Source organism: Persicobacter diffluens (assembly GCF_036244895.1).
GTDB lineage: Bacteria > Bacteroidota > Bacteroidia > Cytophagales > Cyclobacteriaceae > Persicobacter > Persicobacter diffluens.
Genome location: NZ_BQKE01000002.1, coordinates 1,021,241 through 1,046,412, shown reverse-complemented (window position 1 = coordinate 1,046,412; position 25,172 = coordinate 1,021,241). Strand labels below are relative to the sequence as shown.

At 42.5% G+C, this 25,172-nt stretch carries 14 protein-coding genes; 11 read left to right on the top strand and 3 right to left on the bottom strand.

Annotated features, from left to right (window positions below):
• Positions 1–52: 52 nt before the first annotated feature.
• The 8 genes from AAA970_RS18230 to AAA970_RS18195 all read left to right on the top strand — a co-directional run bounded on the left by AAA970_RS18230 (position 53) and on the right by AAA970_RS18195 (position 17,187).
• Positions 53–3,991 carry an InlB B-repeat-containing protein gene (locus tag AAA970_RS18230; protein ID WP_338238327.1) on the top strand — a complete coding sequence of 1,313 codons (3,939 nt, stop codon included), beginning with the start codon at positions 53–55 and terminating at the stop codon, positions 3,989–3,991.
• Positions 3,992–4,503: 512 nt separating this feature from the next.
• Positions 4,504–4,941 carry a hypothetical protein gene (locus AAA970_RS18225; protein WP_338238326.1) on the top strand — a complete coding sequence of 146 codons (438 nt, stop codon included), beginning with the start codon at positions 4,504–4,506 and terminating at the stop codon, positions 4,939–4,941.
• A 2-nt stretch (positions 4,942–4,943) separates the two neighbouring features.
• A complete protein-coding gene (locus AAA970_RS18220) occupies positions 4,944–7,259 on the top strand; it encodes an ATP-binding protein (protein ID WP_338238325.1) in 2,316 nt (771 codons plus the stop codon).
• A 575-nt stretch (positions 7,260–7,834) separates the two neighbouring features.
• Positions 7,835–8,209, top strand: coding sequence for a hypothetical protein (locus tag AAA970_RS18215; protein ID WP_338238324.1), 375 nt, complete (start codon positions 7,835–7,837; stop codon positions 8,207–8,209).
• Between the two features lie 58 nt (positions 8,210–8,267).
• On the top strand, positions 8,268–9,539 hold the full coding sequence (locus AAA970_RS18210; protein ID WP_338238323.1) for a hypothetical protein: 1,272 nt from the start codon (positions 8,268–8,270) through the stop codon (positions 9,537–9,539).
• Between the two features lie 720 nt (positions 9,540–10,259).
• The gene (locus AAA970_RS18205; RefSeq protein WP_338238322.1) at positions 10,260–12,047 is read left to right on the top strand and encodes a S41 family peptidase; all 1,788 of its coding nucleotides are present in this window, start codon (positions 10,260–10,262) and stop codon (positions 12,045–12,047) included.
• 501 nt (positions 12,048–12,548) lie between these two features.
• On the top strand, positions 12,549–14,486 hold the full coding sequence (locus AAA970_RS18200) for an endonuclease (protein ID WP_338238321.1): 1,938 nt from the start codon (positions 12,549–12,551) through the stop codon (positions 14,484–14,486).
• A 523-nt stretch (positions 14,487–15,009) separates the two neighbouring features.
• Positions 15,010–17,187 (top strand): GH92 family glycosyl hydrolase, encoded by a 2,178-nt coding sequence (locus AAA970_RS18195; protein WP_338238320.1) that lies wholly within the window; start codon positions 15,010–15,012, stop codon positions 17,185–17,187.
• A gap of 635 nt (positions 17,188–17,822) precedes the next feature.
• On the opposite strand, the gene AAA970_RS18190 is transcribed toward AAA970_RS18195, so the two are convergent.
• Positions 17,823–18,173 (bottom strand): winged helix-turn-helix transcriptional regulator, encoded by a 351-nt coding sequence (locus AAA970_RS18190; protein WP_338238319.1) that lies wholly within the window; start codon positions 18,171–18,173, stop codon positions 17,823–17,825.
• A 266-nt stretch (positions 18,174–18,439) separates the two neighbouring features.
• Here AAA970_RS18190 and nfsB point away from each other — a divergent pair, with 266 nt between their 5' ends.
• The 3 genes from nfsB (at position 18,440) to AAA970_RS18175 (ending at position 21,530) form a co-directional block, all read left to right on the top strand.
• Positions 18,440–19,105, top strand: coding sequence for an oxygen-insensitive NAD(P)H nitroreductase (gene nfsB / locus AAA970_RS18185; protein WP_338238318.1), 666 nt, complete (start codon positions 18,440–18,442; stop codon positions 19,103–19,105).
• A gap of 38 nt (positions 19,106–19,143) precedes the next feature.
• Entirely contained in the window at positions 19,144–19,794 is a 651-nt protein-coding gene (locus AAA970_RS18180; protein ID WP_338238317.1) for a YdeI/OmpD-associated family protein, read from the top strand.
• Positions 19,795–20,210: 416 nt separating this feature from the next.
• Positions 20,211–21,530, top strand: a complete 1,320-nt coding sequence (locus tag AAA970_RS18175) for an SPFH domain-containing protein (RefSeq protein ID WP_338238316.1) — start codon at positions 20,211–20,213, stop codon at positions 21,528–21,530.
• 1,046 nt (positions 21,531–22,576) lie between these two features.
• Here the strand turns inward: AAA970_RS18175 and AAA970_RS18170 are convergent.
• Complete coding sequence (locus AAA970_RS18170) at positions 22,577–23,473, bottom strand: hypothetical protein (protein WP_338238315.1); 897 nt, start codon at positions 23,471–23,473, stop codon at positions 22,577–22,579.
• Positions 23,474–23,586: 113 nt separating this feature from the next.
• On the bottom strand, positions 23,587–24,564 hold the full coding sequence (locus AAA970_RS18165) for a glycosyltransferase (protein WP_338238314.1): 978 nt from the start codon (positions 24,562–24,564) through the stop codon (positions 23,587–23,589).
• Positions 24,565–25,172 lie beyond the last annotated feature (608 nt).

Genomic DNA, 25,172 nt, shown 5'->3' with positions numbered 1-25,172 from the left:
CAATGCTAAAACTTTTACTATATAATTTTTAAAACTTATAACCTTTATGCTTATGAAATTTAATTATTATTTATTTTTTCTGATTTTACTTTTTTGGAGTGGTCAGAGTATCGCGCAGATAATGCCCGCGGTTGGAGATGGCTCCGAGGGAAATCCTTATCAAATAGAAAATCTGGATCATTTGAAGTGGTTGTCTTTGGGGGAAGTGACTCCTGGTTGGGGACCGTTGCTTGCTTCCGAAGCTAGCGATAACCGTTTCTCTGCGCATTATATCCTGATGGCAGATATTGATTGTAATGAATGGTTAGACTTCCAACCAATTGCATCAAGCAGCCAGAAGTTTACAGGAACTTTCAATGGAAATGGGCATAATATTTCCAATGTTACCAGCACCAATGAGGCGAGTAATCAAGGATTCTTTGCAGCAATTGATCAAGATGCAGTAATCTCAAGACTTGGTTTAGTTGATATCAACATGATGGGAAGCTCCTCTTCTGGAGGTTTAGTTGGATGGATGGGCGGTAATGCTCTTGTGGATCAGTGTTTTGTAACTGGTCAGTTTTCGGGTACTGGGAGCTCAACAGGCGGTTTAGTGGGAAGTTTTTCTAATGGTACTATCATTAATTCTTTTTCTACCTGTGATATCATTGGACCAGGCTCCGGTTTGGTGGGTAGTTCTTATGGAGGGAATTTAATAAATTGTTATGCCGCTGGTGCAGTAGAAAGTGGATCGGGCTTGATCAACGCTTATGGTACTAATGTTGAAAACAGTTATTGGGATATAGAGACCACAGGACAAACCGAATCTACAGGCGTTGATGAATCTTTTGGTCTTACCACTGCTCAGTTTGCTAATGCGGATAATTTAGTTGGTTTTGATTTCGATATGGTATGGGGTATGGAAGACGGTCGTCCTAGTTTCCTTTGGAGTATTTTTGATGTTGTTTTGACGGTCAGAGGTGAGCCAGCTTGGGCTTTAGGGCCTGTACAAGGTTTTGGTGGATATGACGAGGGAGAAGAGTTTTCCCCTTGGGGAGGAGCACCAAGCGTGGCTGCGTTGCCGGGTTACGTATTCTCGAAATACACTGCTACAGATGACCCTACTTTTGAAAGTGATAGTCCTTTTTTACAGGGAACGGTTAGTCTGGATATGCCAAAGGACTATGTCGCTCATTTCGAAGAAAACTGGACTTTTGGAGGTGAGGGTGGAAGTGGTACCGCTGAAGATCCTTATCTAATTACTTCTGAGAATCAGTTGCAATTTATTAGTAATGTACCTGATTTGAGAGATAAGCACTTTATTTTGATGGCTGACTTGGATTTTAGTAAAGTCCATTTATATCCAGTGGATCAGGGGTATCAAGGTCCTGGATTTGTGCCGATCGGTAATGAAGAGACACCTTTTACAGGAACCTTTAATGGAAACAAACACAAGATCTCTGGTTTGTACATCAATCGATCTGCTGAAAATAATGTCGGATTATTCGGGATTACCGAAGGTGCTGTAATATCACAATTAGCGGTTGAAGGTGCAATGGTAAAAGGAGGCATGAATACGGCTATTTTGGTGGGTGATGCACAAAAAAATACCAGCATTACCTATTGTTATACTACTGGTGAGGCTGAAGGGACTAATTATGTAGGTGGATTAGTTGGAGCGTTAAACGGAAACTTGATGAATTCCTATAGTGGAGCTATGGTATCCGGTTCGGATTATGTAGCAGGAGCTGTGGCGAATGTTGTAGAAGGGGTTATCGATGAGGTGATTGCTTTTGGTACAGTATCAGGAGATATTACCGGTGGTGTGGTCGCGATGAATACTGGTTTGGTTCAGGATGTATATTGGGACAAAGAGACTACCGCACAAACTTCTTCTGAAGGTTCTGCTGCAGAAAATGGTTTGACCACTTTGGAGATGGGGGATGCCAATAATTTGCCGAAATTTGATTTTGATGCCAATTGGGAAGTAACGACTATTGCAGCTATTGATGATAATCCACGTCCTTATCTTCAGTGGCAGTTATATGATTACTTTTTAACAGTGATGACTGACAATTGGAATGCAATGGCTTCTGTTACTGGCGTAGGAGGAGTGGCCGATGGTGCTTCAGTTAGCATTGAAGCAGTCCCTCAAATTGGTTACGCTTTTAATGAGTGGGTGGTCAATGGAGAAGTGGTCACAGAGAATCCTTATACCTTCACCTTTACCTCTGATATGGACCAAATGATTCAGGTATCTTTTGTGGAAGACTATGCCTTTGCAGGTGGTACTGGTACTGACTCAGATCCTTACCAAATTGAGACTTTAGAGCAATTGGCTTATTTGAGTTATATTGAAGGATTAGGTAATCACTATTATATTTTAAATAATGATATCGATGCTTCTGCTACTATGGGCTGGCATGATGGTCAGGGTTTCCAGCCGATCATGAATTTTGACGGTGGAATTGACGGACAGGGCTACAGCATTGAGGGGCTTTACATTAACCGCCCTACTCAAAACTTTGTAGGTTTGGTAGCCAATAGTACAGAGTTTGGTATGCCTTATTTCAAGAATATTGACTTTAAAAATGTAAATATTGAAGGTGCTGATTATGTAGGTGCTATTGCCGGAAGTGTAGGAGATGCTAATGTTTCTTCTGTGATCGTTTCAGGTAAAGTACGTGGTACCAACTATGTTGGAGGTATTGTGGGTGCTATCATGGGTGGTACAGGCCGTATTTACCAATCTTCTGCTACAGGTGAATTGTATGCAGAGACATATGCTGGTGGATTGGTAGGAGCTTGTGCTGGGGATATTGAAGAAAGCTATGCCAATGTGCGCATCATTGGCGGATACTCTGTTATAGGTGGTATTGTAGGAGATTACAATACCTCTATGGGATCCCTGATGAATTGTTTCTCAGCAGGAGCGATTGAAGGATCCACGGAAATGGAAGTTAGTAATGTCGGTGGTGTAATGGGGCGGGCACCAGGAATGGGTATGTTTACCATTGCTAACATCTATGCAACGGGTGCGATTAGTGGTACTTTGCCAGCCAATGTGGATCATAAAGGTTTAGTAGGGAATGAATTAGGTGTTGTGGCGATCAATTCTTATTGGGATGTCCAAACGACTGGTGCTCCTGCTTTAAATGAGGATATCAGAGGAATCAACACCGCGGATTTCGCGGTGGCCAGCAATTTCGACGGTTGGGATTTTGACAATATTTGGGAGATCAAAATCATTAATGAAATTGATAATAACCCACGTCCCTATTTAAGAGCATTTGCCACCCATGAAATTACCGTAGAAGCCGGTGCAAATGGAATGATAACTCCTGGCACGACAATGGTGTCGAATGGCAATGATGCCACATTCAGCATTTATCCGAACAGGGATTATAAAATCGCCTCTCTTACCATCGATGGTACAGCAGTAGAAGTAGCAGAGACTTATACTTTCGAAAATGTAACCGCGCCACATACTATTGCGGCGACTTTCGAGAAAATCACTTTCATGTTATCTGTGATGAAAGAAGGGGAAGGTTCTCTAACGATTGATGGGCAAGACGCAGCCTCAGAAATGGAAGTGGAGATTAAATCCACCCATACTTTTGAATTCGCTGCAGCTGCAGGATACCGTCTGGGTATGGTTACTTTCAATGAGGAGGAAATTCCAGAGAGTCAATTAAATATTACTGGCGGCGTTTATTCCTGGACAACCCCTCAGATAATGGAGGCTTCTTCTTTCAAAGTAGTATTTGACCGTCTGCTTTCGTCCGAGGTAGAGGTAGCACCGGTAGTTTATCCAAACCCGACGAAAGGACAGTTGAACATCACCAGCTTAACGCAGGGAGCTAAAGTAAAAATCCTGAATGCGGCCGGTCAGTTGGTATTCAGCACCATTGCTACTGCAGAAGAGATGAAACTTTCTTTAGCCCACTATCCGAATGGCTTGTACCATGTCGTGGTAGAAGGCAAGGGAAGCTTTAAGATCATTAAAGATTAAGTAATAAGGTTAAGAGTAAGGGTAACCTTTAGAGGCTGTCGGATTTTTTCGGCAGTCTTTTTTTGTTTTTTAGCTTATTTACCTCCTCAAAATCAGCGGTAGGGCTATTAGCAAAATGCTGGGGCTTATTGGCCCAAATCCGACTGGAGCTCCCCGGAGAGTGATGGTGGCCAAGCTCATCAGAAACTATTGCCTTTTATAGCTTTTTAGATGGTGATCAAGGAGTTTTGGTGGGAATTTAAATTGGCATGGGCAGCTTATTTTTATCTTTTTTCTGTGAAATTCAATCTATTCCGGAGCAGTTGATCGTTTTTCTGATCAACGTGTAAAATTCTTTCGAAACTTCTCCAATGCCCCAGAAGACTGTCTGTGGCTTCCTTTTCCCTCCTTCTGCCTAAAGTAGTTTACAGAGTAGTGTTAATAAATATTGATTTTTATCACTTCCCTTACATGTCTCGCATTAACCAAGCCCTCTTTTCTCAGTTGGAAAGGTACACTAATTAATATTTCTCATGAAAAGAAAGTTTTTTCTGTTTTCAGCCATCATTTTGGCCATATCTGTTTTGTTGAGTTTCTTGCCGCAAACCCAGGAAGCGATCACCATTTGTAAGGCGGCAACCAATAATGCGGCCGTAGTCACTGGCTTGGAAGGTTTTCTGGGAGGAATGGAATTGCCATTTTTAGGGATTGCGTTAATTTTTAGTTTCCTCACCGCCAACCGGCTTAAGGGCGGTCGTTTTGGGGCGGGTATGCAATTAATGGCCTGGGGATTTTTGGTGATGGCCATCGGGCACCTGCATATGCAGGTAGATCATTTTTATGGATTTAATTTATTCAATACCTTATTTGGAGCTGTAGGCGGTCAGATTGCCTGGTTTTTAGCCTTGATGGTCACTTGGGGCTTATCCGGCTTTGGATTTTATAAAATTTACCACGCAAGTAAGGTTTAAGAATGAGCTGGAAATCGGTATTAGGTCAATGGTTTTATGCAGGTTCCGGAGGAAGTAAAAAAGCGTCTCTGGAGTCTGCTGTTTTATTTTATTTGCAATCTCAACTGCAGGAACGGCAATTATCCTTACCGATATTCCAGTCCAAAGTCAGAGAGTGGAAAAAAAGCAGCGAAACGGAAAAACAAAGCGGAGTAGTCAATCTATATTTACTTTTTGAGCAGGGCTTGTTGAGTCATCAAACTTCCATAGCCGAGGAGAAAAATGCCCTTTTAGACCGCTTTCCACAACTACTGGAACATCCTTATTTTTCCATCGTTTTTCTGCCTTTTGAAGAACAAAAAATCAGTCTGGCCACCCTTTACCTCAATTGCATATTAAAGCGCACCACTGCCTCCTTTGGCAGGTTGAATGCCGAATGGCAAAAATCATTTGAGCATCAACTGGCTTTGGTGAATTACCAGACGACCTCCCTTTCCACTATGGGGGATTACTCTAAGGGCTTATTTGGGCAACTGGAAGAACGATTAGGTAATGAGACCACTTATCGGCTGTTTCAGGAGGAATATGCCGTTTTGAGTAAAGTTTATCAGTATTTACCCTCCTTTTCTTTCCTGCTTTCTTTTTTACCGGTGAAGGTGCTGGATGAAACCCAAATTCACCAATACAATAAAAAACAAATTGAGGAAATGTTGGTGGCGCAATTGAACCGCCAGCAAGAGTTAATTCAGGAATTGAATCTGAAAACGGCCGAAAATAAACAAATTCGGGCTTCTCAGGAGGAGCAGTTGGAGCAGTTTTTCAGGGTATTGGAGAGTTCGCCAAAGGCTGTGATCATCATTGATCAATTTGGGATTGTACGTTATTCCACCGCCCGGATGTTAGAAAAATTTGGTTGGGAACCGGAAGTAATCAAAGGCGTCATTTACAAACAGTATTGTTTCAAAGAAAATTTAACCACCCGATATATTGAAGATACCCTGGTCAGCAAGTTGTCGGTCTCCGGTAAATTCAAAGAGGGCTTTGTGGTGATGTCCAATGGAGAGGATTGCCCGGTAGAAATTTCCATTTCTGCCCTGGACTTGGAAGGCGAGCAGTGCTATTGCTTGTTTTTGGAGGATATCCGGGATCGCCTGGCCTATGAAAAAAAGCTTCAGGAAGCCAAGCTGCAAGCCGAGGATTCCGCAAAGGCCAAGACTAATTTTTTGTCGACCATGTCTCACGAAATCCGGACACCTTTAAATGCGGTGGTGGGGTTGACCAATATTTTAATCCTGGATTCCCCACGGGAGGATCAGTTGGAAAACCTCAATACTCTGAAATTTTCAGCGAATAATTTGTTGGGCATCATTAATGATATTTTGGATTTCAATAAACTCGAAAGCGGAAAGGTGACTTTTGAAAAAATCCCAATCCATCTCAATGAGCTGTGCAATAATGTAATCAAAACCTTCATTGCCAAGTCTAAGGAGAAAGGAATAGATTTGAAATTGGCCTTTGAAGTGGAGAATTCCGCTCCGGTATTGTCAGACCCTACGCGCCTGAATCAAATCCTTACTAACCTGATCGGCAATGCCATTAAATTTACCGAAGAGGGAACGGTACAATTGATTTGCAAAGGTCTTATAAGAAGATCAGGTCACCTTTCAGTGCATTTCGCTGTAACAGATACCGGTATCGGAATTCCCGCAGATAAAACGGATTTAATTTTCGAGAACTTTTCTCAAGCCGGCATGGATACCACCCGGAAATTTGGAGGAACAGGTTTAGGCCTCTCCATTAGTAAAAAGTTGGTGGAAATTTTTGGTGGACAGTTGCAATTACAAAGTCAATTAGGAACCGGCTCTACTTTTTATTTTGATTTGGAGTTTGAGCTGGAGGAGACAGGCAACAGTAAAGTAGAGCAGAAGGAGCAGCAGAAGATGAATGAAAAAAAATTACGCGGAATGCGGGTGATTCTCGCCGATGATAATCCGATTAATATTCTGGTGGCCAAACGCTTTTTGGAAAAATGGGAAGTTAATGTTTTTGAAGCCTCCGATGGACTGGATGTATTGAAGCATTTTGAAAATGGACTGAAGGTGGATGCCATTCTGATGGATTTGCAAATGCCCGATATGGATGGTTTTGAGGCTTGCCGAAAGATTAGGCAGGGACATTTTCAGGCAGAGGTGCCGGTCATTGCATTGACAGCAAATGTAGTGGAAGAAACACAAAAAGCGGTTCGGGAAGTGGGAATGAATGGCTTTGTGACCAAGCCATTTGTCCCTGAGGATTTATTCGCCGCTTTGGTGCGTTTTCATCCTGCATATAAAGTCTAAGTCGGATTATGGAAACCTATCCCCAATTATTCATCCTTAAATCCTCGTTTAGCAGTAAGGCGGGAAAAATGAAGGAATAGTTTCCTATTTTGAGTTTTTTCCAGCGAAACAGATGAATGAGGAGAAAGCAAGCTTGCCAAAATTCGAGCTATTTTAAACCTGAGATAATGATTCGTTTCTATCTGATTATAGGTCACTTTGTTTATTCAATGAGTTAAGCGGTGAATAATTCGGGTTAAATCCTCCTAGAGCTAGAATGCTGGGAAAATGAAAGAGAAGGCCCTATTCCGAACTTTTTTCAAGGACGCAGAGGAGCGCGTCAAAAACGCAGCGCTTGAGTGAAATGGAAAATTTCAGCGCGGCATCATTCCGCTTCATTTCATCCTCAAGCGGTTTTGTGAGGATAAATGGAGGTCGGTTTTTAGTGATTTTTTTGCTTTTACCTGAGAACTAGGGGTAGAAAAGGTAAAATATATTTGGAAGCAATTAAATGGTCGTTAAAGTTTTATTGCGCTGTTGGTAAAGGGTTGAAAAATCTAATTTTTTGCATCAATTTTGTCGCTTTCAAAAACTGGATGAGATTTTTTAGGAAACATATTGCCCATTGGCTGCAGCATTTGCTATTGCTGTTGTTGCTAAATAGCAGCGTGAATGTCAATGATGCCCTTTACGGGGGATCCGTGGTTTATATGGAGAATGAAATTGAATCATTAGTGGAATTATTACTTTGGAGTAATAATAACAGCTGGACCCTCCCTGATGCCCCTGATGGGCAGGATGAGGGACAATCTTCATCAAGGTCGGCAAAGTTGTTTTATTGCCTTAAAGAGAGTCTTTTGGAAATCCACACCAGTACACTGTTTATTGAGCATGAATCTGCAGAAAAACCCATGCTTTATAAGGCACACAAAATAAGACCTTTGACGCCCCCACCTCCATTTCAATCATAAATACCGCCATGCTTATGGAAGCATGTTTTTATGTTTGAAAAATTAAGGAATACAAAAAATGAAAAATTTTATTCTAGCGGCACTATTGCTGCTGGCAGGTCACGCCTATGCTCAGGTGGAAGAGGAAGAAGAGAAAAAAGGGGCCATCTCGGAATTGAAATACATCAAGCAGGCAGGTTTTGCCAATGCCTCGTCAAAAGTTTTTACTGCAGATCAACGCTTTACCATTAGTGGTTTTGGGGAAATGAACTTTGTGGGCTATCAGTATGATGTCCCCAATAAGGAGGATAAGGAAATAGAACAGTTTTATACCAACCTTTATCGTTTTGGTACTTACTTTGGCTACCGTTTTAGTGATAAAATCATCTTCATGTCGGAGATTCAGCTGGAGTATTTACAGGATGGTTTTTTTGAAGGAAATGATCATTTCGAGTACAATATTGAGTTCTCTTTTGACTTCCTTTTGCACCCACTATTTAATCTTAGAGTAGGTAACTATCCATTAAGTTTGGGTTGGGTAAACGTGAATGAAGAGCCGATTGGTTTTTATTCGGTGAACCGTCCGGAAGTGGAAAGAACCATTATCCCTTCCCAGTGGTTGGAGCAGGGTTTCCTGATTTATGGATCACCTTTTGAAGAGGCAGAATATCAGTTTGGGGTCACCAAGGGACTGGACGGAACGCAGTTTACCTCAGGCACCTGGATCCGTGATGGACGTTATACAGTTTGGAATGAAATCCCATCAGGTGCTGCTATGAATGGTAAACTGGCTTACGGGCATGAAGATCGTAGTTTGATTTCCCTGGCGGGTTATTATGGGGACGCATCTCGGGGACATCGCTTTGAGGATGGCAGTCATCTGAATTCGCAATTAGGTTTGATGACGGTGGTCGGAGCGCATAATATCGGCAACTTTACCTTGTTTGGATTGTATTCGGCAGGTTGGTTATCAGGTACCGACCAGATTTTTGATATCGGTCAGGAAGTATTGGGAAGCCGGACGGAAGGATATTACCTGGAAGGTCGTTACAATATCATGCCGCATATCCTCCCGAATAAGGACTGGAAACTGCCTTTATTCGTTCGGTATGAACGCCTGAATACTCATAAGCACATTGACGGAAAACTGCAGGAGAAATTGGATGCCCTGGAGGACTGGTCCGAAGTGCGTGCCGATTTTAAAGACCTGGAGATTATTACTGTCGGTTTGAATTTCCGCCCGAAAAAGAACTGGACCTTCAAAGCGAACTATCAGTTCCGCTCCAATAAGTTCGAAGGCGGCATGGATGAGCCGAACCAAATGGAGTTTGGGGTCGGGTTTATTTTCTAAGGACAATTTCACTATTGTAAAAGCGATGTCCGATGATACAGCGAGCATAGCATCGAAAGGCTTGAAATATATTCGCATAAAACATTATCCGCTTCCAATGATGGAAGTTTTGGCTTAGACAAATTTTTCATAGTAGATTGTTGAGTAGCTACCCGCTTGGAGGGTAGCTATTTTTTTCTTCCCTGGATTTTTTGAATTAGCCCGGATAATTCATGTTCAAATCCTCCTTTAGTTAGCTGTAAGGCGGAAGAAAGGAAGGAATAGTGCCCTATTTTATTTTTTTTTAAAGAGGCTGGGAAAGGAGAAATAAGTATGATTTCCCCAAATTCGGGCTATTATTAAATTAATAGACACCTCCATATTGATTTGAAATCATTCAAGGTGAATCGCTGAATTTAGCGGTGAATAATTCGGCTTATTTCTATCGATGCTTATTAGAGGTTATGAGTTCGATTAAAACCGCACCATCCGGCTGCCAATTCGAAATAATGGAGACAATCTTGAATAATTCTCCAACAATAGCGCTGTTATTCTCTCCATATATTCGGGTATCGCTTCTGCCATTCTTCAAATTTTCGCCACGGATTTTGGCCTATAAAACACGCTTTAAATTGCTTATACCTCCCGGGGAAATTATCTGCTGGTTGGCCCGACAATTTCAATTATAAAAAGTTCCTCCTTGTAAAGGCGAAACATATAAATCATTAAATGGTCGGGATTATGAAGCGAGTCGGTCTTATTTTTTGTTGTTGTTGGATGGCCAACCTGCTATTGGGACAGCAAAGCGTTACCTTTGTGCTGGAAGATTATCCGCTTTTTTCAGGACGGTCGGTGGGTATTCGTGGAAGTGAAGCACCCCTTTCCTGGTACAAAAGCCTCCCGATGAAGGTGAAGGGCGATCAGTTGGTGGCCATGCTAAGCTTTCCCGATTCCCTTCAAAGTCTGGAGTACAAATTTGTTTTATTTGATAAAGCCGATGAAGAAGTAAGCTGGGAAAGCATCGGGAATCGATATCTGGCGCTGAACAACAGCGGGCAGCGAATTACTCATGCCTGGAATAAACCTAATAAGGTAGCCCAAGATGAGCTACCGATCATCTCTGCCACACAGCTTAATCAGGACTATGCCTTATTGTCTAAAATGATTCTGGAAGTTCATCCGGGCACTTACCGATACAACTCAAAGGAGGAAATCAAACAGGCCTTGTCGGGCTTTTATCGTTTTTGTCAGACGAATCAATCCCTTCCGGAGGTTTTTTTGGCCATTTCCAAACTTTTGGCTACCCTCAAATGTGATCATACCTATGTCTCCTTTTATAATCAAAAAGGCCTGGTGAACGGTATGATCTCCTCCGCTAAAGACCGGCTTCCCTTTACTTTTGCATTGATTCAGGGGAAAATGTACGTGAAAGCCATAGCCACCGACCTGAAAGGATTGCAGGCGGGTGATGAAATTGTGGCCATTGATGGCATCGAAGTGTCGGTGATTTTAAAAGACCTGAAAAAATACGTTCGTGCGGACGGAAATAATGAAGCCAGTCGCCTGAAAAGGCTGGAGGTGGAAGGCTACCTCTTTCGCAAAAGCTCCTTCGATATTTTCTTTCCCCTAGCCTTTCCGGCAGAGGACGCTTCCCGCCTGCTGACCCTCCGTTCGGCAAAAAATGCAAAAATCAGTCAGCTGGAAGTTCCTTTGATGACTGCAGAGGAACGAAATGAAAAACTAATACAGCGGTATCCTGATTTTCCTCAGACCCGGGATGACCTTTGGAGTTTCGAACAACTATCTCCCAAAACGGCTTATTTGCAGTTGGGCTCCTTCGTGACTTTCGGTCCGATGGGTTTACAGTTGGATTATCAGGCATTTTATGAAAATGTCTTTGCTCAGATGGCTTCAAATGGTACGGAAAACCTAATCCTGGACCTAAGAGAAAACAGTGGTGGTTTAGATGCGCCACGGGAGTTGTTGGCGCAATACCTGGTACACCAAAAAGAAACCTGGGATTTTTATGAATTCAGGAGCCGGTACCTGCAATTCCCGGAAGCTTTGAAGCCCTTTGTCGGCTCCTGGGGCGATCCCTGGTATTTTGATTTGAACAGTCAAAATCCTGTTCAGAAAGGCGCCTATTATGTGTTTCCGGCTGGCTCGGAGGAGGAAACCATAAGTCCCCGCAAAAATGCCTTCCGGGGTAATTTATTCGTGTTAATTGGAAGTAGGAATATGTCAGGGGCTTTTTATGCCGATCTTTTTTTGAAAGAAAAGCAGTTGGGATTATTAGTGGGAGGGCAAAGCGGGGGAAATCTTCAGGGACTTAATGGAGGACAGATCCTTTTCATGAATCTGCCTGGTAGTGGTATTGAGGTGGATTTTCCGGTAGCGGGGAGTTTTGCCAAAAGTCCTCAGCCGGATGCGGGGGTAATGCCTGATGTTGTGGTGGAGGTTTCTCCCGAAGGCATTTCCGAAGGTAGGGACGAAGTTTTAGAGCACGTGATCAAAATGATTGGAAAATGAGGAATCGCAAAGCCTGTAAACCTCAATTGGTCTTAACCCGAATGGTGTGCTTTTAAACATCCGCTTGTCAGCAAGGCGGGAAAAATGAAGGAATTTTTCCTGTTTTGAATTTTTTCCACGGAAGCAGATGAAGGCGACGAGAGCATTTTATCCAAATTGGGGCCCAAAAAAAATTTAGTTATGCCAACAGGAATGCCTTGAAATAATACTTTTGAGGGGTTTCTTGATCTCGCGGAGCATAATTGGGCTCAGGGCATAGCGCCAGTGTTTGTAAAGAGTGCGTTAATATCAATTCTCCTGATTATGATTTGTCTCCGATGAAACGGATTTGAAATAAAGCCTAAATTACTCCGCTTATCGATAAATATTAAAAAGATCTTAACATTACATTAGTTTGAATTCTCATAATGTTCTTTACTTTTGGATATACATTAACCTTTTTATCTGAAAATGAAGACTTTATTGCATTTTTTGTTCATGTTTATTCTAATAGGGAAAAGCATGGCCCAAATTCCTAGTGGTTATTATAATTCCGCAGTGGGAAAAACCGGTGATGAGCTCAAAAGCAGTTTGAATGCCATTATCAAAGATCATATCACTTTTCCTTATTCCTCCAGTTCAACCGATGTCTGGGACATCCTGAAAGAAACGGATAAGGATCCTGCCAACCCTGATAATCTCCTTCTTTTTTATACCGGATGGTCCGTGAATGCCGCTCAGGAATTTAATAGTGGCGCTGGCTGGAATCGGGAGCATGTCTGGGCTAAATCACATGGTAATTTCGGAACCAGTCAGGGGGCGGGAACAGATGCCCATCATTTACGTCCCACCGATATTAGCGTGAATGCGGAAAGGAATAGTCGCTGGTTTGATGAGGCTGATTATGAGTACATAGATCCTGATGGAGCCACTGGCAACTATACCAGTGCTTCTTCATGGGTGTGGGAGCCGCGAGAGGCCGTAAAGGGTGATGTTGCCCGTATGCTTTTTTATATGGCCGTTCGCTATGAAGGCAATAGTGGAGAGCCGGATTTGGAATTGGTAGACTATATTCCTGCGGATGATTTTACATCAGCTCCAATTCATGCCAAACTCTCCACCCTGTTGGCCTGGCATAATCAGGATCCGGTAGATGATTTTGAGCGTAACCGAAATGAAGTGATTTTCAGTTACCAGGGCAACCGGAACCCTTTTATTGATTTCCCGGAATGGGCTTGTGAAATTTGGGGTGGCAGCTGCACCGGCGAAGGCAATGATGGGGGAGGAACGACACCCCCGACCCCCAGCCCGGAGACGATGCTGGAAACCTTTGATAATTTCTCTGAAGGAGGATCCTATCAAAGCGGCACATTTACCGGACAAGACGGCAGTGTCTGGACCTACAACAGTGCCAGAGGCGATATCGCCCTCAGTGGCTCAGCTCCTACGCTGGGGAAAGGGAAGTCCCCGCTGGCCGGCATCACTTCCGGCACCATTAGCGGTGGTTGTGGCATATTAAAATTTGATTATATGCAGGCTTTCAGTACCGGCGTGAATTTGGAAGTATGGGTGAACGGTCAGTTGGTGGCCAGTCTGAATGGAGGAAGTCAGAATCAATTTGTTAATTCCGGAGATATTAGCTTAAACATAGCAGGCGATTTTGTTTTAGAAATTGTTCAGGCCAATACCTCCGCAGGTCAGGTCACTATTGATAATATTGAATGGAGCTCCTATGGTGAGGCCTCTTCGGGAGGAGATTCCAGTGGAGGAAATGCCAACTTTTCCGGAAAGGAGTCTTTCAATGGATTTTCCCAAGGTGGTGCATATCAGACAGGCAGCTTTTCCGGTCAGGACGGAAGCCAATGGAGCTATAGCGGAGCACGTGGAGATATTAGTATTGAGGGTTCTTCTCCCACCTTGGGTAAGGGAAAAAGCCCTTTGGCTTATGTTCAGAGCGGTACTATTTCCGGAGGCTGCGGTCGATTAAAGCTGGATTATATGCAAGCCTTTAGTACCGGTGTGAATTTGGAAGTTTATGTCAATAATCAGTTAGTCACTAACCTGCAGGAGAGTCAGCAAAATAGTGTTTACTCTTCGGGCGAAATTGAAGTCAATGTAGCGGGAGATTTTACTTTAGCCTTCGTCCAGGCAAATTCCTCCGCCGGGCAAGTGACGATCGACAATATCGAATGGACCGCATTTGATCAGCAAAGAGTTTTGGTAAAGGAAGTGGAGCAAGCCGGTACCTTCAGTATTTATCCCTCACCCGCCACTTCTCTTATCCATATTTCAGCTGAGAATGCCCGGTGCTTTCAAATCCTTGATCCGTCAGGCCAAGTAGTGATGCAGGGTGACTTTAAGCCGGAAATAGAGATCAGCCACCTGCCGACAGGGGTTTATCTGTTGATGATTCAGCAATGGAAGGGTAATAGACGTTCCAAATTATTTGTGAAAAGATAATAATGATTTCATTCAATACAACAAAAGGAGGCCCGAGAGGGCTTTCTTTTTTTAAGAAGATCGGAAGGAGCTCCTCGCAGATACGCCTCCGGGCTGACGGAGTAGGTTTGAGCAGTTGCCAGCCAGCTTTAAGCTGAATTATAATTGCTGAAATCCTCAATTAGCTGCAAGTCCGGAGAAAGAGGGAATTTTCCCTGTTTCGACTTTTTACCAAGAAGGAAGATGAAGGAGCAGAAAGCAGGCTTTCCAAATCGCGGTGATTAGGAGCGTTTTTTAAAAGCAAAATACGTAATGAAAATCTGATGATTGCAGAAGAGATACCCGATTATTTTGAGAGAATCGCAGCGATATCGTGGAGAAATTATCCAAAATCGCTTCCTATAATTCGAATTTGCTTCGGAGGATGCGTTTAAAAATATGCGCTAAAATGCCGGAAAACATCTTATTGGAACCGAAAACAAATGGCTTCTATGAAGTTAATAAATGTAGCGGTGCATTATTTGGCTTAAAGCGTACACCTTTTATGAAACTCCTTCCATATCTCGTTTATCTAATAATCATACAGCAGTTGATGGCCTGCCAGGAGTTTAAAGATCATCCCCCGAGAAAAAGTAAGGCAGTGGGAAAATTGGAAGGAAAAGACTATACGCAATGGGTAGATCCCTTCATTGGCACCGATGGAACCGGTCACACTTTTCCGGGTCCTTCCTGGCCAATGGCCCTGGTGCAGCCCGGCCCCGACAACCGCGATATTGGTTGGGATTATACTTCCGGATATCAGTTTCAGGATCGTCAAATTCTCGGATTTTCTCACAGCCGGGCCAGCGGAACAGGCATCAATGAATTTGGAGATGTTTTGTTACTGCCACTGGGAGAGGATAAAACTAAACATAAATCAAAAAAAGAAGAAGAGTCGGCTGAGGTGGGACTGTATGAGGTGCGGCTGGACAATGGGGTAAATGTAAGCCTGACTTCCACCCCACGGGTTGGTATTCATCGTTATGAATTTCCTTCAGAAGAGGCTACGGTTTACGTTAATCTGCAGCATGGTCTACGCTTTTTAACCGATTCTCTGGTGTTGGAAAGCCAGGTGAAGCTGGAAGGGAATCATGCGATTTCCGGTTATGCCCGAACTAAGAACTGGGTAGAGCGCAGATATTTTTTTTATATAGAATTTGACCAAAAATGGCAACAGATCGAACAAAAGCAAAAGGAACCAAAAGAAGTGGCTCCAAAATATCTGATTCATTTTAAATTGGGTGATGGGAAATTGATGGCCAAAGTAGCGCTCTCGGGAGTTAGTGTGAAAGGGGCAAAGGCCAATATGAAAACGGAAGCCCCAGACTGGCAGTTTGAATCTTATGTGCTGCAGGCGAAGAAAAGGTGGAATAAACTTTTATCAAAAATAGAAATTGAAGCGGATGATGATCAAAAAACCATATTCTATACCGCGCTCTATCATCTTTACCTTCAGCCTGCAAATATAGCCGATGCCAATGGGCAGTACCGGGGTGCAGATCATAAGGTACGCAAGGCCCCGGCCGGAAAATATTATTCCACGCTTTCCCTATGGGACACCTATCGGGCGGCTCATCCGCTTTACACCCTGCTCAGTCCCGATTTGGTAAATGGCTTTATCAATTCCATGCTCCTGCATGCGGATGCACAGGGCTACCTGCCCATTTGGACTGCCTGGGGACAGGAAAACCATTGTATGATAGGAAACCACGCCATACCGGTGATCACGGATGCTTATATGAAAGGTTTTAGTGGTTTTGATGAAGACAAAGCCCTGGAGGCCATGTTACGATCTACCCGGGAAAACCACCTGAATTCCGATTGGGAGATCTACAATCAGTATGGTTACTATCCTTTTGACCTGTTGGATAATGAATCCGTTTCCCGTACGCTGGAAAGCGGACTTGATGACTATTGTGTGGCTATATTTGCCCAAGAAATGGAAGAAGAAAGTATTGCCCGAAGCTATTTTAAGCGCTCAGAGTACTATAAAAATCTCTTTGATCCGGAAACGAAATTAATGCGGGGAAAGGATTCTGAAGGGAATTTCAGAAGCCCTTTTGATCCGATTACTTCTACTTCTCCCATGAACAATCCCGGGGATTATACCGAAGCGAATGCCTGGCAATATTCCTGGGCATCCGCCCAGTATGATGTTGCGGGCTTGATAAAATTAATGGGTGGAAAGGCAGCTTTCACCCGCCAACTGAATACTTTTTTCTCCCTGAAAGGGGAAGAAAACAAGCATTTGGGACAGGAAGGGATGATCGGGCAATATGCGCACGGCAATGAACCCGGTCATCATATTCCTTATCTTTACGCCTACAGCGACAGTCCGGAAAAAGGACAGGATCTGCTGCGAACTATTTGCAGGGACTTTTATTCTTCCACTCCCTCGGGCATCACCGGCAATGAAGATTGCGGACAAATGAGTGCCTGGTATATTTTTACGACCCTGGGCTTTTATCCGGTAAACCCGGCCAATGGTACTTTTGTGCTGGGAGTTCCGCAGGTAGCGCGGGCTACGGTGAAATTACCCAAAGGCAAACAATTACTTATTAGGAACAATCACCTGCAAGATGGAAGCGAGGTAAAAGCCGTGTTTTTTAATGGCCAAAAGGTGGAAGGCCCTGAAATCAGATATCAGGATTTGATGAAGGGCGGCGAGTTGGTATTTGAATGAGACCGTTAGCGTGTTTAAAAGAAAAAAGGTTAGGCTGGAATTACACAACTAAGGCAAAAGGTAGATAATTCAAATTAGCCATCAGATATTTTTCAACAAGTCTGATGCAGATTTAAGCCATATTATTGTTGCATCCCCCCCTTTTAGAGCGTATTTAAAAGCACATTATCCGGCTGACAGTCTGAATTATTGAAAGCGATTTAGGATAATTGCTCAATCATAGCGTTGCTATTTTCTCAAAATAATCGGGTATCTCTTCTGCCATACTTCAAATTTTGGCTGCGAATTTTGGCTCTTAAACACGATCTAAGCTACCAGACGGAAAAAATCACGGGATTTTTCCTATTTCGTTTTTTTCTAATGAAGCAGGTAAATGAGGAGAAAGCAAGAATGCCCAAATTTGGCTGATTAATAAATCAGCAAAGCTAATTGCAATAAATTGATAATAAGTCCCTTATCCTATTTACTAAGTCTATCGATGCTTAATTCGGCTTAATCCTGAAATTTTCAGTGCCGCCTGGAGCTGATCCACTACTTTTGAGCTAACCGGGTTTGCTTTTGCGGAATAGTTCGGCAAAATGTAGGATCATAATGTATATTACAGCAGTTCCTTTTGTTTCGTCCTACCGACAATCTTATCCTTCTTCGCTTAATTCTGCATGTTCCGCTATCACAAATTCACCCCATTCCGCTATAGATTTCAACAAAGGAATCAGACTTTTGCCAAAGTCAGTTAGTTCATACTCTACCTTTAGGGGAGGCTTGCTGGTATATACCGTCCGGTTCACCACGCCATCTTCTTCCAGCTGCTTAAGCTGCAAGCTCAGTGTACGCTCTGTCACCGTATCCATTTTTTTTCGCAGTTCATTATAGCGGAGGGGTCCGTCCATCAGGTAAACCAAAATTACCGTTTTCCACTTCCCTCCGATTATTCCCATCGTTACGCTGGTACAACAGGGGTAATCTTTTCCTTTAACCTTATACATTTTCTATAATAATTTGTAATCTTCTTTAAGCCTGAAGCTTTTGTCTTGGAATTTGGCCCTCAGACGGTTATTGTTTCTGAAATATTCTGTTTTTCTCCCTCAATGCAGGCACTTCCTTTGCGAAAATCTTAAAGGCCAGCCCTTATTTTAAAATATCCCGAAAAGTTTAAACTATCCTTTTTGACCGTTATTGCAAAGTTAATCAACTATACTTAGGTTTGCAACTATAATTTTGATAGTAACAATAAACAATAAACAATAAAGACATGAAACTGCAGGAAATTTTAAACTGGCGTTATTCTACAAAAGAGTTTGATCCATCAAAAAAAATCTCCGAAGAGAATTTTCAACAGGTAAAAGACTTGTTGCGCATGAGTCCTTCCAGTACCAACCTTCAGCCATGGCACTTTTTGATCGCCAATGATGAGGCCGGAAAAGCCCGAATCGCCAAAGGGACGCAGGGATTTTATCAGTTTAATGCACAGAAAATCACTGATGCTTCGCACGTAATTGTTTTTGCCGCCCGTACCAGTGCAGATGAGGACTATATGCAGCATCTTTTAGCCGTAGAGGAGCAGGATGGCCGCTATCCGAATGAAGAGATCAAGCAAATGATGCATGGCGGACGCAATGCATTTACGGATATGCACCGTTATGATTTCAAGGATTTACAGCACTGGATGGAGAAACAGGTGTATTTGAATATGGGGAATTTCCTATTAGGAGTTGCGATGTTGGGTATTGATGCTCTTCAGATGGAAGGTGTAGATTTGCGCGCCATTGATGAAGAATTTGATTTGCGCGAGAAAGGCTTTACTGCTGTAGGCGTGGTGTCAGTCGGCTACCGTACCGCCACTGATTTTAACACCACCGATAAAACCCCAAAATCCCGTTTACCGGAATCGGAGGTTTTCTCGGTATTGGGGGAGTAGGATTTAGCGTTTTCTAAATATAATTTGTTTCTGTTAATTTGAAGGAATTACTTTGGGCAGGTGTCTGCTCAAGTGATTCCTTTTTTTGTATTAAAAAAATTGCCCTTAAAATTAGAACTCAGGAAATGAATGAACAACGCTCAAAGTATTTCAGTGACAGAAAGGCATGGAGAACATGGTTAGAGGCTAATTTTGATAAGGAAGCTGATATTTGGTTGGAGTATCCCTTAAAGAAAACAAATAAGAAAAGAATACTATACAATGATGCGGTGGAGGAAGCGCTGTGTTTTGGCTGGATTGATAGTACCCTGCGGTCCTTAAATGAAACGACTTCCATTCAGAGATTTTGCAGAAGAAGGAAAAATTCCGCTTACTCTCAGCCAAATATTGAAAGGCTGAAATGGCTTTTTGAACGAAACTTAGTTCATAGCGCTATCAGGGAGGAAGTTTCGGAAATTGTTCAGCAAAATTTCACTTTTCCCGAAGATATTTTAACCCGTTTAAAGGAGGATGTAGAAGTTTGGCAGAATTATGAGAACTTCAGCGAGCCATACAAACGAATCAGAATAGCTTATAGTGACAGCGCAAGGAAAAGGCCTGAAGAGTTTAATAAAAGATTACATCATTTCATAAATAAAACCAAAGTGAATAAACAAATTAAAGGCTTCGGCGGGATTGAGAAATATTAATAAGCCAAATGCAGTATTTTTAAATTCTTGTTTAGCTTCAAGGATGGAAAAATGTAGGAATTTTCTCTATTTCGTTTTTTTCAAGGAAGCAGATTTACCCCAATTTTGAGCAATTATAAATTCTTTAATAACAATTGATTTTCGTGGGCAATAAGAGTCTTGCTTAGATTTTTCGAAATCTAGTGGTGAATAATTCGGCTTAAGATGCTAATGGGATGGAAAATGGTTCCAAATTGCTCAATAAATAGATATTAGCGTGACTCACTCTCATTAAACTTATATTAAATATGGTGAAAATATTTTCAATAGTTATATATGAGATTAAAAATTAACTAATTTTGCTCAAGTTTACTGATTAGATATGTGATTTGCTCACTAATATATAGTTATTATAATTAATTAATTTTTCATCACACATGACAACCTTCTTTGGCATTTTAGCCATTTTTTTTGCGATTGTAGCCTATGCGCTACACAAATTAGACTCCGGTGATCGATTACCCTTATTGTTAAGAGGGATATCGGCTGTACCTGCCTATGCCCTGCTTAGTATTGGGGTATTATTGATGATTTTTAAGTCACTTTTCTTCTTTGCTGATAGAGGGTTTAATTATTTGTTGGTCTCTCCTACGGGGCATATGAGTGCTGTAATGGAACAAGGGATTAAATGGAGAGGCTTCGCTAAAATTGATAAATGGCAGAAGTATATTGATGTGAAAGTGGTCAGTAAAGATACCGAATCCGACGAAAAGGAATTGGAAGGTAAGATGGCGCCTATTCCAGTTCGATTTATTGATCAGGTTACGGCAAATGGACATGTTTCTTTGCGATTTCAGCTTCCAAACGATGAAGTGAGCTTTATACAGTTGGCTGTTAAGTACCGCACCATGAGCAATCTGGTGAATAATACGATAATCCCGACCGTGCGAGAGCAATTGATTAATACGGGTTATATGTTCGCTGCGCAGAACTATATTTCCGGGGAGGCACAATCTTTCCGTCAAACTTTTGAGGAGCAGCTTAAGCACGGTACTTATGCGGTCAATAAAATTGAAGTAAGGGATACCGTTTTTAATGATATTGACATGACGGAAAAGCAGCGGACTATAAAAGAAATACAGACGAGTTACCATGTGGAGAAAATCCTCGAGAATGGTATTCCTAAACGTATTCCGCATGAATTGTCTGAGAATAACATCGTGGTTTCTCAGGTGATTGTCGATAAAATTGATCTGGAAGCGACCTTTAAACAGCGACTGGAAGCACAGCGGGATGAATCTGCCAAGCGCCAGCTGGAGCAGCAAAAAATTGAGACGGCAAAGGCTGAGCAGCAACGGATTGTAGCACAGGGAGAGCGTGATAAGGCTGCCGAGCGGGTTACACAGGAAAAGGAGCAGGTGAAAGCTTTGATTGCTATTGAAACAAAATTGAAGCAGGAGGAGACCAATAAAAAATTGGCTGCCATTGCCCTGGAAACAGAAAAATTGAATGCGCAAAAGCAGAAGGTGACAGCCGATGCGGAGGCTTATGAAATTTCCAAAAAAGTAAGTGCGGGTATTACGCCGGAAGTTAAACTGCAGATGGAGCTTAATCGAGACATCAAAGTTGCTGCGGAATTGGCCAAAATTAAATTTCCGGAAACTATGATTATCGGCGGAAATGGCGGTAAAAATGGGACTACACCATTAGAAAGTCTGATTGGAGCAGCCATGGCCAAGCAATTGAAATCTCAATAAGAGCATTTTTAAAAGGACATCATCCGACTGCAAATTAGAATTATTGGAAGCGATTTTGAATAGTTTCTCAACAATAGCGATGCTATTCTTTCCGCAATAATCAAATTTTCGCTGCGAATTTTGGCTTTTTTTACACGCTCTGAGCGGATGAATGTCCGGTTCTATGAAAATACTTCAGAAGTAGGGGATTATTTTTTGGATCAGCAGTCGGCTGATGATTGAAAAATAATCCTCGATTAAGCCGAATTATTCACTGCTTCGCAAGTTTTAGTAAGCCACGCTTAACCCGAATTATTCACCAGTAAGTCGTAAGTACCTTATTTCCAACTCCTTAAGGTTTGTTTTCTTTGGGTTATAATAGCCCGAATTTGGGCAAGCTTGCTTTCTCCTCATTCATCTGTCTCGTTGGAAAAAACTCGAAATAGGAAACTATTCCTTTATTTTTTCCGCCTTACAGCTAAACGAGGATTAAAGCATGAGTAATCCGGCTTAAGGGGTTTATTCCAGTTCGATAAGATCGGTTATGCTGATGTTCAAATTGCCCAAATTGGGGAAAGCCTGCTTTTTATTTCTTCATCTGCAACCTTGGAAAAAACTTTAATAGGAAACTATTCACCCATTTTTTCCCTTGCAGTTAAATGTGGATAAAAGCATGAATCATCCGCCTTGAATCCTGAATTTTAGGATTGAAGAGCCGTGGTGGTGGTTTGGGCGCATTCCAGGAAAAAATATAATAAAAAAAGCCCTCCATTGCGGTCAATAAAAGCAGGGAGGGCTTTTCTTTGTCTTATTTTTGGGGAGCCCCTTTTATAGGTTAATCATATTTTTCAAAGAAAGTCAGAGATTGCAGGTCTGCCCCCTCTGAATACCATGTTCTTTCATGCACGGTGCCCCGGGCCAGGGATAGAGGCGGAGGCGTAGCCGGTTGTGGAGCTCTTTTCCGGCGGGAAGGCATTCAGGGCAAATCCTTACTGCCCGCCGGAAAAAGCGACCGCCGAAAGCCCGGTGCGCATAGCGCAGGCCCAAAAAAAAGGATATTTTCGGTATCAGATCAGCATGGTGGCCGGTAGTTGGTAAAGTGGGGAGCGGTTTTTCCCGTTGGAATAGTGCTGCAGATACTCATCCATTCGGACGTAGCTGATGCTCAGTCTGCTGATGCCGAATCGGTCGGATTTAATTTCTCCTTCTTCCTTGAAATAAATGAAGAGGGAGTTCATCATATTGGAGTGCAGTTGATCGGGCTGATCGTCCTCCCGGTTATGACGATGGATCACACGATACTGGTCAATTCGGTCCCAATCTATCCAGCCGGTCCTTCGACTGTAAAAACCTTTTTTACTGAGGGTGATCACAGGTGAGCGGTCGATCAGGTAAGGACTACTCCAGGCCATGATGCCTAGTCCAATGAAAATGAATACAAATTGTAACAGGCTATCCTGTAAAATACCCTGGGGGTTCCACCAGGCCATCAGGCTACAGGCTACCCCCAATAGAAAAAAGCCGCCAAAGAATCGGATAGAAAATCGGATATGATATTCTTCTTTTAGTTTTGGAGTCTTGAGTGGCACATGCCAAAGATTATTTCGTTTTCTGAACTGGAGGATTTCACGGATGTACGCTCGTTTGCCTTTACCTAAAAAGCCTAAACCGGGGAGATTGTCATGAATTTGCCAATTAGGGCCCTGTTCATATAAAAATTCATTGACATCATTTACTTTGCGCAGCGCCCAGGCCCTCCACATGAGGACAAGTTGGAAGCGGATGAGAAAAGGAAGTCCCACTGCCATAAGTAATAACAGTAATTTAAATACCTGAGGGGTTTGCGGTTCGTTGAGGAAGAAATAGATGCATATAGCGGGAAAGATCACCAGAGAGGCCAAAAAGGGAAGGTGAACTTGCCACATTGCAGCACGCAATACGCGAAAGGTAGATAAGTATTTCATAGAAAAGGAATTATATTAAAAAAATCGGGGGAAATGATTCCTCAATTTTAAAATACAATTTCTTTTGCAAAGAAAAAAGACCCAAAGCGCGGGAGGGGAAGTAATAATGGATATTACTCCCAGGGTAGGAATTTTTCCTTTAGAATACTTGCTCTTTTTGGGTTATGTCCATGTAAATTTTCTCCAGCCAGGACCTTTTCATATAATTTTAGATAGCCTCTGGCCATGCTAATATGGTTGAAGCAATCCTGAGCGTACTCATGACAAAGCTGTCGGTTATAAGCATCGGCATTTTGAATGGCGGCTTTTACTTCGATTGGATTTGCGGATAAAAATCCGACTTCCTCCTTCACCAGTTCAGGCAGGGAACCGTAAGGGGTCCCAAATACCGGGGCACCAAAATACAGGCTCTCGGTGATGGCCAGACCAAAAGGCTCATGCCAGCGGACGGGAAATACCAGCCCTTTAGAATAGCGCAGCAATTGATTTTTTTCTTCTCCTCCCACCATGCCGTGGAAGTGAATTTTGGGGCTTAATGTCAGACGGAAACCCATTTTAAAATTCAGCCGGCTGCCACCAAGTACTTTCAAACGGGCACCGGGAATGCTGTTGATCAGGGAGATGGCGCCTTTCACATTTTTCTTGCGCCAGGCAGCTTTTCCCAAAAAATGAAAGTAGTTTTTCTTTTCATTTAAAGATACTGGTCCATAGTCTTCGAAGTCCAATCCGTTATATACATAAGTATCAGAGTCGAATTGCCCTGCATGGTAGGCAGAAATGAAAACGGTATTTTTAGGGAAAGGGGCTGTATTGTTTCGGTCTCCATGAAAGGTATTGAGATGTGGACGGTCAATTTCATAGGGGATATTGAAATGCACCACATCGTATTCCTCCGGAATCTGACGATCTAAATCCAGTTCAGGATTAATCTCATGCACTTTTGCAAAGGGACATTGGGTTCCTTTGCCGGCCAGCAATCCCACTTCATGTCCCAATGTGGCCAACCCTTTAGCGAGGTACCAGACTACCCGTTGCGTGCCACCATAGGTTTTGCAGGGAAGTACTGAGTGAAGGACGAGAAGGATTTTCATATTAGGTGCTGCTGATGATTATACCGGAGTCAAAGTTATTAATTTTTTGGCGAATGCAAATAAGGAAGTGAAACAGGGCTTTTTTATATCAGGTTAGATCAGCCATTCCACACCTTATATTTGATAATCAATCGTTTCTTTTTCATTTTTTTTGATAAAAAAGGAAACAAAAAAATCAAGGCTGAGATCAATGTCGGCAGGACAAAGAACCTGCTGACGGAATCCATCAAGGTGACATTTGGAGAAGGTAGGAGACTGGTGAAATATTGCTACAATGTCGCTGTGATGCCTTCTTGACGCCAGCGGAACCTTTGTCTATCCGCCCATTGATCAAGGCCCGACTGTTGATGTAGAAGATTTTATACAATAAAGTCAATGCTGTGAAAGATAGTAAGTTAAGCCGAATTATTCACCGCTAGTTTTAAAATTCATCACAAGAACTTGTTTATCAATTAGCTATTATTGGGTGTGCTGAATTTCTGATAGCCCAAATTTGGGTAGGCTTGCTTTCTCTTCATTCATCTGCTTCGTTGGAAAAAACTTGAAATAGGAAAAATTCCTTCATTTTTTCCGCCTGGCAGCTAAACGAAGATTTAAGCACGAATAAT